The sequence below is a fragment of the Bacillus sp. FSL P4-0248 genome (assembly GCF_038593305.1).
GTDB classification, from domain to species: Bacteria; Bacillota; Bacilli; order Bacillales; family Bacillaceae; genus Bacillus; species Bacillus safensis.
Window position 1 is genome coordinate 1,561,236 of the sequence record NZ_CP151983.1, and the last position, 18,405, is coordinate 1,579,640.

Annotated in this window: 13 protein-coding genes; 12 read left to right on the plus strand and 1 reads right to left on the minus strand. The window is 39.7% G+C overall.

The genetic code is table 11. The features are described from left to right. Positions 1–31: 31 nt before the first annotated feature. The 11 genes from NST65_RS07920 to NST65_RS07970 all read left to right on the plus strand — a co-directional run bounded on the left by NST65_RS07920 (position 32) and on the right by NST65_RS07970 (position 16,917). The gene (locus NST65_RS07920; protein ID WP_342489353.1) at positions 32–1,729 is read left to right on the plus strand and encodes a proline--tRNA ligase; all 1,698 of its coding nucleotides are present in this window, start codon (positions 32–34) and stop codon (positions 1,727–1,729) included. Positions 1,730–1,862: 133 nt separating this feature from the next. After that, positions 1,863–6,116, plus strand: a complete 4,254-nt coding sequence (locus tag NST65_RS07925) for a PolC-type DNA polymerase III (protein ID WP_342489378.1) — start codon at positions 1,863–1,865, stop codon at positions 6,114–6,116. 424 nt (positions 6,117–6,540) lie between these two features. Beyond that, positions 6,541–8,391 carry a glycoside hydrolase family 9 protein gene (locus tag NST65_RS07930; protein ID WP_034623616.1) on the plus strand — a complete coding sequence of 617 codons (1,851 nt, stop codon included), beginning with the start codon at positions 6,541–6,543 and terminating at the stop codon, positions 8,389–8,391. 32 nt (positions 8,392–8,423) lie between these two features. Next, positions 8,424–10,529, plus strand: coding sequence for a glycoside hydrolase family 48 protein (locus NST65_RS07935; protein WP_342489354.1), 2,106 nt, complete (start codon positions 8,424–8,426; stop codon positions 10,527–10,529). Positions 10,530–10,610: 81 nt separating this feature from the next. Beyond that, positions 10,611–11,840, plus strand: a complete 1,230-nt coding sequence (locus tag NST65_RS07940) for an endo-1,4-beta-xylanase (RefSeq protein WP_111927372.1) — start codon at positions 10,611–10,613, stop codon at positions 11,838–11,840. A gap of 24 nt (positions 11,841–11,864) precedes the next feature. Further along, positions 11,865–12,998, plus strand: a complete 1,134-nt coding sequence (locus NST65_RS07945) for a cellulase family glycosylhydrolase (RefSeq protein WP_111927374.1) — start codon at positions 11,865–11,867, stop codon at positions 12,996–12,998. A 322-nt stretch (positions 12,999–13,320) separates the two neighbouring features. Next, positions 13,321–13,914, plus strand: coding sequence for a hypothetical protein (locus NST65_RS07950; RefSeq protein ID WP_056766455.1), 594 nt, complete (start codon positions 13,321–13,323; stop codon positions 13,912–13,914). Beyond that, positions 13,907–14,200, plus strand: coding sequence for a transcriptional regulator (locus tag NST65_RS07955; protein WP_056766457.1), 294 nt, complete (start codon positions 13,907–13,909; stop codon positions 14,198–14,200). The genes NST65_RS07950 and NST65_RS07955 overlap by 8 nt, the downstream gene beginning before the upstream one ends. Before the next feature lie 21 nt (positions 14,201–14,221). Next, on the plus strand, positions 14,222–15,115 hold the full coding sequence (locus NST65_RS07960) for an ABC transporter ATP-binding protein (protein ID WP_111927378.1): 894 nt from the start codon (positions 14,222–14,224) through the stop codon (positions 15,113–15,115). A gap of 258 nt (positions 15,116–15,373) precedes the next feature. Continuing rightward, positions 15,374–16,120, plus strand: a complete 747-nt coding sequence (locus NST65_RS07965) for an ABC transporter permease (RefSeq protein ID WP_024427002.1) — start codon at positions 15,374–15,376, stop codon at positions 16,118–16,120. A gap of 77 nt (positions 16,121–16,197) precedes the next feature. After that, positions 16,198–16,917 carry a pentapeptide repeat-containing protein gene (locus NST65_RS07970; protein ID WP_164512170.1) on the plus strand — a complete coding sequence of 240 codons (720 nt, stop codon included), beginning with the start codon at positions 16,198–16,200 and terminating at the stop codon, positions 16,915–16,917. 214 nt (positions 16,918–17,131) lie between these two features. Here NST65_RS07970 and NST65_RS07975 read toward each other — a convergent pair whose 3' ends face one another. After that, positions 17,132–17,257 (minus strand): plantazolicin family TOMM peptide, encoded by a 126-nt coding sequence (locus tag NST65_RS07975; protein ID WP_080701195.1) that lies wholly within the window; start codon positions 17,255–17,257, stop codon positions 17,132–17,134. 428 nt (positions 17,258–17,685) lie between these two features. On the opposite strand from NST65_RS07975, the gene NST65_RS07980 reads away from it, so the two are divergent. Next, on the plus strand, positions 17,686–18,393 hold the full coding sequence (locus NST65_RS07980; RefSeq protein WP_342489355.1) for a hypothetical protein: 708 nt from the start codon (positions 17,686–17,688) through the stop codon (positions 18,391–18,393). Positions 18,394–18,405: the final 12 nt, after the last annotated feature.

An 18,405-nucleotide genomic window follows, 5' to 3' on the forward strand; every position in this document is an offset into this window, starting at 1 on the left:
AAGTCCTATTTCATAAATGAGGTGTAACGACATGAGACAATCCCTGACTTTCATTCCAACTCTTCGAGAGGTGCCGGCAGATGCTGAGGCAAAAAGTCATCAACTCTTAGTAAGAGCTGGGTTTATTAGACAAAATACAAGTGGAATCTATCATTATCTGCCGCTTGCGCATAAAGTCATTCAGCATATTCAATCGATCGTCCGCAAGGAAATGGAAAAGGCAGGCGCAGCTGAGCTGTTAATGCCAGTGCTGCAGCAGGCAGAAATGTGGCAAGAGTCAGGAAGATGGTATACATACGGTCCAGAACTGATGCGTATGAAGGATCGCCATGGCCGCGAATTTGCGCTTGGCCCAACCCACGAAGAAGTGATCACATCACTAGTACGCAGCGAAGTGAAATCGTATAAGAAGCTTCCTTTAACTTTATATCAAATTCAATCAAAATTCCGTGATGAACAGAGACCACGCTTTGGACTGCTGCGCGGACGTGAATTTATCATGAAGGATGCATACTCATTCCATTCTTCACCAGAAAGCCTTGATGAGACATACAACAAAATGTTTACGGCTTACTCTAATGTGTTCTCAAAAGTGGGTCTCAATTTTAGACCAGTCATTGCAGATTCTGGGGCAATGGGAGGAAAAGATACGCATGAGTTCATGGCGCTTTCAGAAGTCGGAGAGGATACCATCGCTTATTCTGATACTTCCTCATATGCTGCAAACATTGAAATGGCTGAGGCTGTATACCACGGAGAAGAAGCAAATCCTGCGGACTTCAAAGAACTTGAAAAAGTCCACACACCGCAAGTGAAAACCATTCAAGATGTGGCTGGATTTTTAGAAGTTGATCCTTCTGCTTGCATTAAATCTGTTTTGTTTAAAGCAGATGATGCGTATGTTCTGATCCTTACTAGAGGCGATCATGAAGTAAATGATGTGAAAGTGAAAAACTTGGTAGGAGCACAGCTTGTCGAGCTTGCTTCACGTGAAGAAGTGCTAGAAGTCATTGGAACTGAGCCTGGATTTGTTGGACCTGTTAAACTGGAAGCAGAAGTCGATATTTATGCGGACCTTGCTGTGAAGGGAATGACAAATGCAGTCGCTGGTGCAAACGAAGCGGATTATCATTATGTCAATGTCAATCCTGCACGTGACGTGTCAGTAAAAGAATTCACAGATCTTCGTTTGATTCAAGAAGGAGATGTTTCTCCAGATGGGGAAGGCACAATCCAGTTTGCAAAAGGGATTGAAGTAGGACAAGTCTTTAAACTGGGCACTCGTTATTCTGAGTCGATGGATGCAACGTACCTCGATGAGAATGGTCGTGCGCAGCCAATGATTATGGGCTGCTATGGCATCGGCATCTCTAGAACGCTGTCAGCGATTGTTGAACAGCATCACGATGAGAAAGGAATCATTTGGCCGGAAACAGTGGCACCATATGACCTTCACCTCCTTGCATTAAATATGAAAAACGATGCGCAGAAAGAACTGGCTGAAACGTTGTACGAGCGATTAGAAGATGAAGGTTTCGACGTACTTTTCGATGACCGCCAGGAGCGTGCAGGAGTAAAATTTGCAGACAGTGATTTAATTGGACTGCCAATTCGTATTAGCTGCGGAAAACGTTCAGAAGAAGGTATAGTAGAAGTGAAGTTTAGAAAATCAGGTGATTCACATGAAGTATCTGTTGATGATCTGATTTCATTTATACGCCAAGCATAAAACGAACAAAAAAATGAAGGTACCTCCTGTAGAAAAGAGGTACCTTTCTGATTGACAAAAGGAGGGTCCTGTCTTGGATGAACAATTACCGATCACACGGCGGCAATTTCATATATTACTCAATCAGATTCAAATGACAGATGATGACCTCAGTCGTTACTTTGAAGAAGGAGAAATCGTCAAATTGACGGTGCATAAGGCGACGAAAACTTGGCATTTCCTTTTTAAATTTAAGGCGCTTTTGCCTTACAAAGTATACGCCATGTTTCTCAGCAGGCTGACAAATGCATTTTCACATATTGCACAAATCACTTGTACGATTGAAGTGAATGATCCGCACATATCTGAAGAACTCGTGCAATCGTACTGGTCACATTGTGTGGAAGAACTTCAAGGAATTTCTCCCCCAATCATCAGCTTGCTTCAGCAGCAAAAACCATCGCTGTCTGGACATAAAATCATCATTAAAACGAAAAGCGAAACAGAGGCACTCGCTATTAAGAAGAAGTACAGCACGATGCTCCAGGCCGCATTTAAACAAGTGGGCTTTCCAGAGCTGCAATTCGATACAGAAATTTTTGTATCAGATCAAGAGATTCAGAAGTTCAGAGAACAAAAGTTTGCTGAAGATCAAGAAAGAGCCATGCAAGCCCTCACTGAGATGGAGAAGAAAGAAAGTGAGGAGCAGAATGAAGCTCCGTCAGGCCCTCTGATGATTGGCTATCAAATCAAAGACAATGAAGAAATTCGTACGCTTGATAGTATCATGGACGAGGAAAGAAGAATTACCGTTCAAGGCTACGTATTCGATGCAGAAACGCGTGAGCTGAAAAGCGGGAGAACGCTTTGTATCTTTAAGATCACAGATTATACAAACAGTATTTTGATCAAAATGTTTGCAAGAGAAAAAGAAGATGCTCAGCTGATGAAATCATTGAAAAAAGGCATGTGGGTGAAAGCAAGAGGAAGCATTCAAAATGATACGTTTGTCAGAGATCTTGTCATGATCGCTAATGATGTCAATGAAATGAAACCGCAGCTGAAAGAAGATACAGCAACTGAGGGTGAAAAGCGTGTGGAGCTTCATTTACATTCCCCTATGAGCCAAATGGATGCTGTCACTGGCATTGGCAGACTTGTTGAACAAGCAAAAAAATGGGGACATGAAGCAATTGCCCTGACAGATCATGCCGTTGTACAATCCTTCCCAGATGCGTATGCAGCAAGTAAAAAGCATGGCATCAAAATGATGTACGGTGTGGAAATCAACTTAGTAGACGACGGGGTACCGATTGCATATAACCCAGAGCACCGCTTGTTAGAGGATGCGACGTATGTCGTATTCGACGTCGAGACAACTGGACTTTCAGCTGTTTATGACACGATCATTGAGCTTGCAGCAGTGAAAATAAAAGGCGGGGAAATTATTGACCGCTTTGAGGCATTTGCAAATCCCCATCACCCGTTATCAGCGACCACCATCGAATTAACAGGTATCACCGATGATATGGTGAGAGATGCACCAGATGTCGTCGACGTCGTACGGGATTTCAAAGAATGGATTGGACAGGATATCCTTGTTGCGCACAATGCGAGCTTTGATATGGGCTTTTTAAATGCAGCGTATAAACGCCTGTTAAAAACAGATAAAGCGTCAAACCCTGTCATTGATACACTTGAACTTGGCCGGTTCCTTTACCCAGAATTTAAAAATCACCGGCTGAACACCCTTTGTAAAAAGTTCGATATTGAACTGACGCAGCATCACCGGGCGATTTATGATGCAGAGGCGACAGGCTATCTCATGCTGAAGATGCTAAAAGATGCGGCTGAAAAAGAGATTGCCTATCACGATCAATTGAATGAAAACATGGGGCAGTCGAATGCTTACCAGCGTTCACGTCCTTACCATGCGACTTTGATTGCTCAAAATGAGACAGGTCTTAAGAATTTATTTAAGCTTGTTTCACTTTCTCATATTCATTACTTCTACCGGGTCCCGCGTATTCCGCGCTCTCAGCTTGAGAAATATCGAGAAGGTTTAATTGTTGGGTCTGCTTGTGATAAGGGTGAGGTATTTGAAGGAATGATGCAAAAGTCCCCTGATGAGGTGGAAGACATTGCAGCATTTTATGACTATTTAGAAGTACATCCGCCAGAAGTGTATCAGCACCTGCTGCAGCTTGAGCTTGTTCGAGATGAACGTGCGTTAAAAGAAATCATCACAAATATTGTCAAGCTTGGCGAAAAGCTGAATAAACCAGTTGTGGCGACAGGAAATGTACATTACCTGCATCCAGAGGACAAAATTTATCGTAAAATCTTAATTTCATCACAGGGTGGAGCGAATCCGCTGAACCGCCATGAACTGCCAAAAGTTCATTTTAGAACGACAGATGAAATGCTCGAAGCCTTCTCCTTCCTAGGAGACGAAAAAGCGAAAGAGATCGTCGTAACAAATACGCAAAAAGTATCTGAGATGGTCGAAAGCATTAAACCTATTAAAGATGATCTTTACACACCAAAAATTGAAGGTGCAGATGAAGAAATACGGGAAATGAGCTATCAAATGGCGCGCAGCATCTACGGAGATGATTTGCCGAAAATCGTAGAAGACCGCATCGAGAAAGAATTAAAAAGTATTATCGGTCATGGCTTCGCCGTTATTTACTTAATCTCTCATAAGCTCGTAAAAAAATCACTTGATGATGGATATCTCGTTGGTTCAAGGGGATCTGTCGGCTCATCTCTTGTTGCGACATTAACAGAGATTACTGAAGTGAATCCACTTGCACCTCATTATGTATGCCCAAGCTGTAAGCACTCTGAGTTCTTTAATGACGGATCTGTTGGTTCAGGCTTTGACCTTCCTGATAAGGACTGTCCAGAATGTGGAGCGCCGTATAAAAAAGATGGCCATGATATTCCGTTTGAAACGTTCTTAGGTTTTAAAGGAGACAAAGTCCCTGATATTGACTTGAACTTCTCAGGCGAATATCAGCCGATCGCACATAACTATACGAAAGAGTTGTTCGGTGAAGATTATGTATACCGAGCAGGTACGATTGGTACCGTTGCAGAAAAAACAGCATATGGTTACGTAAAAGGCTATGCAGGGGATCATAACCTTCATATGAGAGGCGCTGAAATCGACCGGCTTGTACAAGGCTGTACAGGAGTAAAACGGACAACAGGCCAGCATCCAGGCGGGATTATCGTAGTGCCTGATTATATGGACATTTACGATTTCTCACCTATTCAATACCCAGCAGATGCGACAGGTTCCGATTGGAAGACGACACATTTTGATTTCCATTCGATCCATGATAACTTGTTGAAGCTTGATATTCTTGGGCACGATGATCCAACGGTCATTCGTATGCTTCAAGATTTAAGCGGAATTGATCCAAAAACGATTCCAACAGATGATCCTGAAGTCATGAAGATTTTCCAAGGGACAGAGCCACTAGGTGTCACAGAAGAGCAAATTGGCTGTAAAACAGGCACACTCGGTATCCCGGAATTTGGGACAAGATTTGTTCGGCAAATGCTAGAGGATACAAAACCAACGACTTTCTCAGAGCTTGTTCAGATTTCTGGACTATCACACGGTACGGATGTTTGGCTCGGAAATGCGCAAGAGCTCATTCACAATAAAACGTGTGAACTAAGTGAAGTAATTGGGTGCCGTGATGATATTATGGTCTATCTCATCTATCAAGGCTTAGAGCCGTCACTTGCCTTTAAAATCATGGAATCTGTTCGTAAAGGAAAAGGACTTCCTCCTGAATGGGAAGAAGAAATGAAGAATAATAATGTACCAAACTGGTATATTGATTCTTGTAAAAAAATCAAATACATGTTCCCTAAAGCCCACGCGGCTGCTTATGTGTTAATGGCTGTTCGTATTGCTTATTTCAAGGTGCATCATGCACTCCTGTACTATGCGGCTTACTTTACCGTTCGTGCGGATGACTTTGATATTGAAACGATGACAAAAGGATCGAATGCGATTCGAGCTGTTATGGACGATATTAATTCAAAAGGTTTAGATGCATCACCGAAAGAAAAGAACCTATTAACTGTACTAGAGCTTGCCCTTGAAATGTGTGAAAGAGGCTACCACTTCAAAAAAGTTGACCTTTACCGCTCAAGTGCAACAGAGTTTATCATTGATGGAGACGGATTAATACCGCCATTCAACTCCATCCCTGGCCTCGGTACAAACGTTGCGTTAAATATTGTCCGCGCGCGGCAAGATGGGGAATTCCTCTCAAAAGAAGATTTACAAAAACGCGGAAAAGTGTCGAAGACCATCCTTGAATATTTAGATCGTCAAGGCTGTTTAGAAGCACTTCCTGATCAAAACCAGCTTTCTTTATTTTAATGTGATAAATAAGAGCGCCCTAAAAGGGCGTTCTTTCTTTATATACAATAATTTTATTATGTTAACTAATAAAGATTTCTTACCAATTGGAATTATTTTCTTATTCGTTCATATATCTTGATTTAGCGTGATGTTTTAAGAGAAGAGATTGTATGTCATTCTTTCTACCCAAATAGAGCTCAAAAGAGAATTTCGCCGTCTGAAATGTTCTTAAGTGACATATGATCATTCTGGGTACAGTCAGAAGGAGAATCAAGAGAAAACCTTCGATGAGCGTAAAGCTGATTGCTGTTTACTATGCTTATTTTTGAAACCTATTTGATTCTTTTCAAAACTGTACAGATCACGAAACGAAATATAAAAAGGAGGCGGTTCGTCTATTGATCAAATGTTTCACTAAAAAGAAGGGGTGAGCAATAGAATAATGGCATCTTACAACTATGTAGAGGTTCTACAAAAATCCATGCTGTTTTATGAAGCGCAGCGGTCAGGCCGGCTTCCGGAAAGTAATCGCCTTAACTGGCGGGGAGATTCTGGACTAGAGGACGGGAAGGATGTTGGGCATGACTTAACTGGCGGCTGGTATGATGCAGGAGATCATGTGAAATTTGGACTTCCGATGGCTTACTCAGCAGCCGTGCTTGCATGGACAGTATATGAATACCGGGAAGCTTATGAAGAAGCAGAATTGCTTGATGAGATCTTAGATCAAATCAAGTGGGCAACAGATTATTTTTTGAAAGCACATACAGGACCGAATGAATTTTGGGCGCAAGTAGGTGATGGAAACGCCGATCATGCTTGGTGGGGACCAGCAGAAGTGATGCCGATGAACCGGCCAGCTTTTAAAATTGATGAACATTGTCCTGGCACAGAAGTAGCTGCACAAACTGCGGCGGCTTTAGCAGCAGGTTCTATCATTTTTAAAGAAACAGATGCGTCCTATGCAGCAAAGCTTTTAACACACGCCAAACAGCTATATGCATTTGCTGACAGGTATCGCGGCAAATATACAGATTGTGTCACCAATGCGCAGCCATTTTACAACTCCTGGAGCGGCTATGTTGACGAACTTATTTGGGGTGGAATCTGGCTGTACTTGGCGACAAATGAAGAAACCTATTTAAACAAAGCATTAAAAGCGGTAGAGGAATGGCCGAAGGATTGGGATTATACGTTTACCATGTCATGGGACAATACTTTTTTTGCTTCACAAATCTTACTAGCAAGAATTACGAAAGAAAACAGATTTATAGAATCGACAGAGCGCAATCTTGATTACTGGACCACAGGTCTTGTTCAAAATGGAAAAGTAGAAAGAATCACCTATACGCCTGGCGGTTTGGCATGGCTGGATCAATGGGGTTCACTTCGTTATGCCGCCAATGCAGCATTTTTAGCCTTTGTCTATGCTGATTGGGTATCTGATCAAGAAAAGAAAAATCGATACCAATCGTTTGCGATTAAGCAAACCCACTATATGTTAGGTGATAATCCGCTGAATAGAAGCTACGTCGTTGGGTTTGGCCAGAATCCGCCGAAGCACCCGCACCACCGTACTGCACATGGCTCATGGTCTAACCAGCTGACAAATCCTCCATCTCACCGGCACACTCTTTATGGAGCGCTTGTAGGGGGTCCTAATGCACAGGATCAATATGATGATGACATCTCTGATTATATATCTAACGAGGTGGCGACCGATTATAATGCCGCCTTTACTGGAAATATCGCCAAAATGGTGCAGCTGTTTGGTGAAGGGCAATCAAAGCTGCCAAATTTCCCGCCTAAAGAACAAGTGGAGGATGAGTTTTTTGTAGAGGCAGCTGTGATGCATAACGATACAACATCTACTCAAGTGAAAGCAGTGTTGTACAACAGGTCCGGCTGGCCGGCAAGAAGCAGTCAAACACTATCTTTTAGATATTACGTCAATCTGAGCGAGGTCTTTGCAAAGGGATTCACTGAAAAGGATATTCAAGTGACAGCAGCCTACAATGAAGGCGCTTCCTTATCGCCTTTAAAAGTATATGACGCATCAAGCCGCGTCTATTTTGCAGAAATCGATTTTACGGGCGTTGCTATTTCTCCTAGAGGAGAATCTGAGCATAAGAAGGAAATACAATTTCGATTATCTGCTCCAAATGGATCGAATATATGGGATGCCTCAAATGATTATTCCTATCAAGGATTAACATCCAATATGCAAAAAACAACAAAGATTCCTGTCTTTGACGATGGTGTTTTAGTATTTGGCACACTTCCAGACAAATAAAAATCAACGATTTTATTGAAAGGGTGAAGGACTTGTCAAACAAAGAACGGTTTTTAACGCTTTATCATCAAATCAAAAGCGATGCGAATGGATATTTTTCACCAGAAGGAATTCCGTATCATTCAATCGAGACACTGATTTGCGAAGCACCTGATTACGGGCATATGACAACTTCAGAAGCATATAGCTATTGGCTGTGGCTTGAGGTGCTGTACGGACATTACACAGGGGACTGGAGCAAATTAGAGGCAGCTTGGGACAATATGGAGAAGTACATCATCCCAGTCAATGAAGATGGACATGATGAGCAGCCGCATATGAACGCTTACAATCCGTCCAGCCCAGCCACATACGCAGCAGAGAAACCATTTCCGGATCAATACCCAAGCCAGTTGACCGGTGCTCGTCCTGCTGGTCAAGATCCAATTGATAGTGAATTGAAATCAACCTATGGGACGAATGAAACGTATTTAATGCACTGGCTCCTTGACGTAGATAACTGGTATGGCTATGGCAACTTGCTCAACCCATCACATACAGCCGCCTATGTGAACACATTCCAGCGTGGTCCGCAAGAATCTGTGTGGGAGTCCATCCCTCATCCATCACAGGACGATAAATCTTTTGGTAAGCCGAATGAAGGCTTTATGAGCTTGTTCACAAAAGAAAATCAAGCTCCAGCTGCCCAGTGGCGCTATACGAATGCAACGGATGCTGATGCGCGCGCGATACAAGCGATGTATTGGGCAAAGGAGCTCGGCTATAATCGGTCAGCTTATCTTGATAAAGCGAAAAAAATGGGGGATTTCCTCCGTTACGGCATGTACGATAAATATTTTCAAACGATTGGAAGCGGGAAGCAGGGGAATCCGTATCCTGGAAACGGAAAGGGTGCCTGTCATTACTTAATTGCATGGTATACCTCTTGGGGCGGAGGACTTGGGGAGTATGCAAACTGGTCATGGCGTATCGGAGCGAGCCATTGTCATCAAGGATATCAAAATCCTGTCGCTGCTTATGCTTTATCCTCAGATAAAGGAGGCTTAAAGCCATCTTCAGCAACAGGGGCAAGCGATTGGGAAAAAACACTAAAGAGACAGCTTGAATTTTACGTATGGCTTCAATCGAAAGAAGGAGCCATAGCAGGAGGCGCAACCAATAGCTGGAATGGAGACTATAGCGCTTATCCAGCAGGAAGAAGTACTTTTTATGATATGGCATATGAAGATGCACCTGTTTACCTTGACCCGCCTTCAAATAACTGGTTTGGAATGCAGGCGTGGCCAATGGAGCGCGTAGCAGAGCTTTATTATATTTTTGTAAAAGATGGCGACAAAACATCTGAAAATGTCCAAATGGCCAAATCTGTCATAACAAAATGGGTCAGCTATGCTTTAGATTACATTTTTATTGGCAGCCGTCCTGTGTCAGATGAAGAGGGTTATTTCTTAGATGAGCAAGGACAGAGAATTCTAGGAGGAACGAATGTTTCGGTTGCTACAACAAGTGCGCCTGGAGAGTTTTGGCTTCCTGGAAATATTGCTTGGAGCGGACAGCCTGATACTTGGAACGGGTTCCAGTCTGCAACAGGAAATCCAAATTTAACAGCTGTAACTAAAGATCCGACTCAGGATACGGGCGTATTAGGAAGTCTAGCCAAAGCTTTGATATTCTTTGCTGCAGCCACAAAGCAGGAAACAGGTGATTATACAGCGCTTGGTGCAAGAGCGAAAGATGCAGCCGCGCAGCTCCTAGAGGTTGCATGGAATTACAATGATGGCGTCGGCATAGTGACAGAGGAAGATAGAGAAGACTATGACCGTTTCTTTAGAAAAGAAGTGTATTTCCCAAATGGATGGAACGGGACATTTGGTCAAGGAAATCAAATTCCTGGAGCCAGCACCATTCCTTCTGACCCGCAGCGAGGAGGGAATGGGGTCTATGCGAGTTTTGCTGATCTTCGTCCGAAGATTAAACAAGATCCAGCATGGTCTTCACTCGAAAGTAAATATCAGTCTTCATTTAATGAAGCTACAGGCAAATGGGAGAATGGCGCACCAGTTTTCACTTATCACCGCTTCTGGTCTCAAGTGGATATGGCCACTGCCTATGCTGAATACCATCGTCTGATCAACTAAGAGGTTAAAATCAAGCTGCCGGCTTCTGACCGGCAGTTTGAATAGGTAATATGAATCCAATGAAGATAAGGGTGATTTCACATGGTCAAAGAAAGAAGCTTTCTTCATCATTCATTCAATAGGGGCGAAAACGGGCAGGGAAATCTGATGTGGAAAAAAGAGGCGGATGATCGAATCTCAGAGCATAGACAAAGAGATCTTGTGATCAACGTGACAAACGGCGAAAAAAAGCCAATAACAGGAATAGAGGTTGAAATAAAGCAAATCAGACATGAATTCGCCTTTGGTTCAGCGATGAATGATCAAGTGTTATTTAATCAACAATATGCTGATTTTTTCGTGAAGCATTTTAATTGGGCTGTTTTTGAGAATGAAGCAAAATGGTATGCGAATGAGCCAGAAAGAGGGAAAATCACCTACGAAAAAGCAGATGCGATGCTGAATTTTGCAGATCGACATCAGCTTCCAGTGAGGGGGCACGCTTTATTTTGGGAGGTAGAGGATGCGAATCCAAGCTGGCTAAGGTCACTGCCGAATCACGAAGTATATGAAGCCATGAAAAACCGGCTTGAGCATGCGGGCAATCACTTTAAGGGAAGGTTCCGTCATTGGGATGTAAACAATGAAATGATGCATGGTTCATTTTTTAAAGATCGCTTTGGGAAAAATATTTGGAAGTGGATGTATGAAGAAACGAAAAAAATTGACCCTCAAGCACTATTGTTTGTGAATGATTATAATGTGATCTCTTATGGTGAACACCATGCCTATAAAGCGCATATCAATGAACTGCGTCAGTTAGGCGCACCTATTGAGGCGATTGGGGTTCAAGGCCATTTTGAAGAACGGGTCGATCCAGTCATTGTTAAAGAGAGGCTCGATGTGCTGGCTGAGCTCGGTCTTCCAATATGGGTCACAGAGTACGATTCTGTTCACCCTGACCCTAATAGAAGAGCGGATAACCTGGAAGCTTTATATCGCGTCGCATTTAGTCATCCAGCCGTAAAAGGAGTGCTGATGTGGGGATTTTGGGCAGGTGCCCATTGGAGAGGTGAACATGCAGCCATCGTGAATTATGATTGGTCTTTAAATGAAGCAGGACGACGTTATGAAAAGCTTCTAAATGAGTGGACGACCCAAAGAGTTGAAAAAACCGATGCTAATGGCCATGTGAAATGTCCAGCATTTCACGGAACATATGAGATTCAAATCGGTAAAGAAAATAAAATGCTCAAACAGCAGACGATTGAACTTGATTCAAATGAACAAACACCGTTTCAACTAGATATGATCCTGCCTCAAGAAGGATAGAGATAGATTGTGAGGAGAATGTAAATGAAAAAGTGGGCTCAAAGAGTGTCTTGCTTCATACTTATAGCCGCTATATGGTCTGGCTGGTTTTCGCTTACGATGAAGGCCGCTGCTTATGTGCAGACGTCTGGTACACAATTTACGCTGAACAATCAACCATTTTACTTCGCCGGCACAAATAATTACTATTTCCATTACAAATCTAAAAAAATGGTAGATGCTGTGTTCGATGATATGAAAGCAATGAATTTAAAGGTCATACGGATTTGGGGCTTTCACGACGGGGCTCCTCAAGAAAACTCAGTCTTACAATCTAGTCCAGGCGTCTATGAAGAATCTGGTTTTCAAAAACTAGATTATGCGATTTATAAAGCAGGACAGGAAGGAATAAAGCTTGTGATCCCACTAGTGAACAATTGGGATGACTTTGGCGGTATGAATCAATATGTGAAGTGGTTCGGGGCAGGATCGCATGATGCCTTCTATACAGATCCTCGTATTCAAAAAGCTTACAAAAATTATGTGCGCTATGTATTAGAAAGAACCAATACGTATACAGGTGTTCAATATAAAGACGATCCAGCTATTATGACTTGGGAATTAGCCAACGAGCCGCGGATGCAGTCAGATCCAACGGGAAATGTACTAGTCAAATGGGCAGATGAAATGAGTACATGGATCAAATCGCTGGATCGTCACCATCTTGTTGCAGTAGGAGATGAAGGATTCTTTCGCATACCAGGACATGAAGATTGGTTTTACGGTGGAGGAGAAGGCGTCGATTGGGACCGTTTAACATCTCTTCCTAATATCGATTATGGAACCTATCATCTGTACCCAGATCACTGGAGCAAGTCTGCTGCCTGGGGAGTGAAATGGATCGAAGACCATATCACCCGCGGGAAGTCAATCGGAAAGCCAGTTGTGCTAGAAGAGTTTGGCTATCAAAATCAATCAGCTCGTCCTGACGTATATCAGAGCTGGCTGTCAGCGGTAGAGCGGCTCGGAGGGGCTGGCAGTCAATTTTGGATTTTAACAAGCATTCAGGACGATGACTCGCTCTATCCGGATTATGACGGTTTCCGCATTATAAAAGGGAGCAGGGAGGCAGCACTTATTAGTGAACATGCGAAAAGAATGAAAGAAAAGAATCGATGACGAATGCCTGCTGAATAAGGAACTGTTTATATAGCTCACTCCAATTAGTAGTTCTTACTTTCCAAATAGAAAATTTAAAATGCTTGTTTATCACCTTTTCTATATTTAAATTTCTTAAAAAAGAAGCGTTTATGAGACCAACCATTGAGGTTTTCAGAAACGATCAAGAAGCAGAAGGTATTTGGAGATTCGTTAGGAAGGAGGTGGTTATATCTATTTTTTATTTTAATTCATAAAAAAAGTATTTCCAATAACTTGACTAAATGGAAATTTAAATCTATACTCTGTATCACAGAGTTCTTTGTGGAAGAGGAGTTTATTTATGACTAATGAAAAATTCAATAATTCAGAAATATTAGAGAATTTATCTCATATCAAGACGATTACAAACTATAAAACAGAGTATTGTAAACAAACCAGTATTTATTTTATCATTTGGGGCCTCATTTGGATAATGGGATATTCAATACCTTTACTTTTTGCTAATTCAATAACTGCAGGTGTCTTTTGGCTTATTTTAGGCATTGCGGGTTGGGTTATCACTTTAACTACATATTTTAAACAAAAGAAAATGATACCAATGCCCTTGTTTTTAAGAACTCAATTACAATACACATGGCTTGGTCTTGGAATTATTTTAGGTATCTTTATTTTTTTAATATGTGTTGGTTTATTACCATATACATTAAATAATTTACCCTTTTATGTTGTTTTATTGGTTTCTATCATGTATTTACTCTTAGGTATTGTTCTGGCTAAAGAGATCTTTATTATGGGGTTCTGGCTAAGTGTTTTAGGTGTAACTACATTTTTATTATTTCCTAGTTTAATGAACATTATCTTCGCTTTTATTGGTGGAGGAAGTTTGTTATTAACTGGTGTGATTTTAAAAAGAAAAGGACAAGGAAATGAGTAATGTCAATAGTTTAAATGATTTAATCCATCCAAAAGTTCGGTTAGGGATTATGAGTTTATTAATGATTTATGAAAAATGTGATTTTAGCTTCTTAAAAGCCTCTTTATCTGTAACAGACGGTAATTTGGGCTCGCATTTAAAAAAATTAGAGGATGCAGGCTATGTGCTAATTACAAAGACATTTGTGGATAAAAAACCAAAAACAATCGTTAGTATAACAGATTTAGGAGAGCACGCCTACAAAGAATATTTGAGTGTTATTGAAGCCATTTTAAAAAATAAATGACATGGAAGGAAAGAGTGCCGAATGTTGAAAATAGAAAACGTCAGTAAAAAATACGGGACTACCCAAGCGTTAAAAAGTATTACATTAACAATTCCAGAAGGAGTTTGTTATGGATTAATAGGTCCAAATGGTTCTGGTAAATCAACCTTGATGAAAATTATATCTCACATTATTAAATCTTATGAAGGCAGAGTTGAGCATGTTGGTGAGTCTAAGAGTGCGCTCGGCTACATCCCGCAAGACATCAGCTTAGAGGAAAAATTAACAGCTAAAGTAAATATGGAGTTTTTTGGACAAATTTATGGTTTGAAAGGGAAATCATTAGAAGAAAGAGTAGAAAAAACACTAAAAGATGTAGGATTGTGGGAAAGAGCAAATGATATAGTTGAAAGCTTTTCAGGAGGAATGAAACGTCGTTTGAATATTGGCTGCGCTCTAATGCATGCTCCTAAGTTAATTCTTTTAGATGAACCGACAGTGGGGGTAGATCCTCAATCAAGACGTTATATTTTCGACATCATTAACAAATTGAAGGAAGAGGGAAGAACTATTATCTATGTTAGTCATTATATGGAGGAAATAGAGAGTTTATGTGATTATGTGGCTTTCATTGATAAAGGGAACATTGTTGAAGAAGGCAAAATAGATGAGCTTTTGAATCGCTACGCAGAAACATCTATCTTTTTTGAATCTATGATTCCTAATAAAACATTAACTAGTCTCGGGTATGATTTTGTTACTCATCAAGGTGGAGTGTTAGTTAAAACTACAAAACCATTAGATACTTTAGAAGATTTGGCTAAACTGAGTAAAAAGGAATCATTGGTTCCCCAACAATTATCTTTGTACAGACCGAGACTTGAAGATGTCTTTTTTCAATTAACAGGAACAGATTTACGGGATCAATTACAATAAAATGTCTTTATGAATGAAAAGCACTCTCGTATTTTTTTCAATTAAAATAACTTAAAAGAGTAACTGATGTAGAAAGAGCATAAATCTAACGAACAGAATTAATTTGTGTGTACCGTGATTTAAAATCATACGTAATTAGTCAACATTATGTGACTAATTCTAATTCGTCACATCCACAAATGGTAAAATAAATAAAAAATGTGATTATTTAAGAGTTATATAGAAGGGAATCAAATTAATATAACGGGAGTGATTTTTATGTGGCCATTAGTCCGCATCGAATCTATAAAACAGGTGAAAGATCGATCATTGTTGTTCTGGACCATTTTATTACCAGTTGCTTCAATTATTCTTTTAATAGAATTATTTACATCAGGTAGTTCTCAAGCACAAAAAACATTAGTTGCTTCTCAATCAGTGACAGGGATGAGCGTGTTTTTCTCCACATTTGTCATTATTTCAATTGTCATTAGTTTTGTAAAAGATCGTGAGAAAGGAATTGTGGCAAGGCTAGCAAGCACTCCTTTACAGCCGCATCATTTTTTTCTGGGAAAGTGCGTTCCATTTTTTATCATTATCTTATTTCAAGTTTTGTTGTTAACCATTTTAGGGGTTTATTTATATGGTATTGAAATAACACAATACAGCTCGTATTTCTTAGTAGTTGTTCTATTATCAATGCAAGTGACTTCATGGGGAGTTGCCATCGCCGCATTTGCTAAAACTGAGAATACAGGCCTAGTGATGACAAACATGATTGCTTTAGGGACAGCAGTTGCTTGTGGCTTATGGACTCCATTTGATCAATTACCTAGTTATCTCAAAATAATTGGTATGCTCTTCCCGCAGTATTGGGCACATCAAGGTTTAGTGCAATCAGTATCAACACTACCAGGGGGAGAGAATTTGATCTTAGTAACAGCAGTCCTTATAGGCTATACACTGTTAGGGTTTATTCTTTCGTTGGTTGGCTATAAAAAATATATAAAGCGAGCAAGAGGCTAGTCTCTAAAAATTTCAGCTAAATGTTATGCACCGCAAAATCAATGCTTGTATGCTGTCTGAAAAAAAGGAGTGAGTCAATGTTAAGTGAAGAGTTAGAACTGTATGTTGAAAGTTGTTTTCGGCCATATAAAAAAGACAAAACATATGAAGAAAAGAAAAAAGAATTATTAGAGCTGCTTGGAAATGTTAAATTAAAACTCGAAAATGATGGATTAAAAGATGCAGAGGTTCAGGATATGCTTATTGAAAAGCTGAAATCAGGCGAAATAAGCATTGATAATCATACATTAGTAATTGATGATCATAACCGCGTAGAGCATGTGAAAAAAATATTTGTTAATGCTGATTTAGATTGGTTAACGTTTATAAATGTTAAATATAAGTTATGCGATTTTAAGGGGCTATCGATTGTACAAAAAGTAATGAGCCATTCAGATTTTAATGGGTGCTATCTGAGAAAAGTTAATATTAGCCATTCTAAAATTTCCTCATCTACCTTTGAAAAGAGTGATTTGACTCAATCTCATTTTGAACATTGTGAGATAACGAATTCATCCTTATATGGCTGTCATTTACCCAACATTAGTATTGATGAATCATCTTTAATAAATGTTTTATTTGAAAATTGTTATTTTAAAAACATTACTTTTGAGAATTCTAAATTAATCAATGTTAATTTTAAATCATGTACGATTAAAAAATTAAACTTTATTGGAGTGACAATGGATAAAATGACTTATCATATTTTAGAAGGAGAAGGGGCAGATTTAAGCGGTGTGGAAGTAATCGATATTTAATACAGTGGGGGCTATTGAGAAAAATCTCAATAGCCTTTTTTGTTTTATTCACTATCTCTTGCTGTCCCATTAACTGGATGCAAGGTTTTCGTTAAGCAAAATAAACGTGGAAACTTCTATTTTCAAATAAAAAATGCCCACCCACCTAGCTAAGTCTGCTTCGCTAGGTGGGCGAGCGATCTTTTCAATGATATGTCGAAAAAACTAAAGTTGATTAGAAAGTTGAAGAACTTGAGATGATTGTTGTGCAAGTGCAGCGCGCAGCCATTGGTTCGAATAAATGTTGACCTTCCCCATGTACCTTAGCAGCCAAAGCAGTTGGGATTGTAATTTTAGTCATCTTTAAGACCTCCTTAGTTAAAATTTATCAACATAGATATGTAGTTGATATATTACATATGATGGTTCATAAGTCTTTATTTGTCAATATGTGAGTGTGAAAGTTTTATATTTTCTGAAAAGTCCGTTGATACCACTGAAAAAATGTGGTTTAATATGACTATGGAAAATAATACTATATTTAAAATTTAATGTATTTTGAGGTTTTATATGGTCTTTATGTTATTTTTGGATTAAAGGTTGGTGTTAATTTGAATCAAATGTTTTGGGTATTTAGATATTAAGTTAATTAAATGTATGAAAAAAGTTGAGGTTACTATGTTATGAAGAACTCAAATAGAAGATTACTATTTCTATTATAAGTTTGATTAATTTAGATTTTCACCATTCACTGATAATCAGGAAAGAGAAAAGAGGGAGGGGATCTTTATGAGTATTCATTATGTCGGGATTAGAGAACCAATAAAAGCCTATTTAGAGAAGATGAAAGTTGAGTATGAAGACTATCCTGTTCAAATAATTGATTTGGGCGGGGCTGTTAGTTATGACAAAGAATTCTTTATAAATAATACTGATTTTCAAACGGAAACGATTATTTTATCTAATAGAAGGCATACTGTCGAGGATGAACTAGGTTCTCTTGAAAGTGAATTATTGAAAATCTATCAGAATAGCATACTTTATAGGACTTCACCGCTTGATATTAATATAGAACTTTATAGAGGATGGGCAGGTGCTACTGGTAAATTAATAACTGCATTTTCTCCCGAGGGAGTTAATTGGATCAATACAAAAGATGTTGTAAAGGCATGTTTGATCCCTAAACAGGATGTTAGGAATCGCGCTGGAAAGGCATATGATTTAACAGGACCAGAGTTAGTAAGTATGAGTAGGCTGAAGGATATTTTTGAAGAGGATTTAAACATGAAAATTGAATTGTATTGTAAAAGTAAAGAAGAGGTCATATCAATATTGTCCCAGAACAATATGCCTTTAGACGTATTAGAATGGTTAGTCGGTTTTCAAGAAGCTTCTTCTTCAAAACATTTACAGCCATTTACGAACACGCTTGAACAAATAATTGGTCACCCCCCAACTCGGGCCCAATTATCTAAAATACAAATTAATTATTCTTAAAGGAGGAATAAT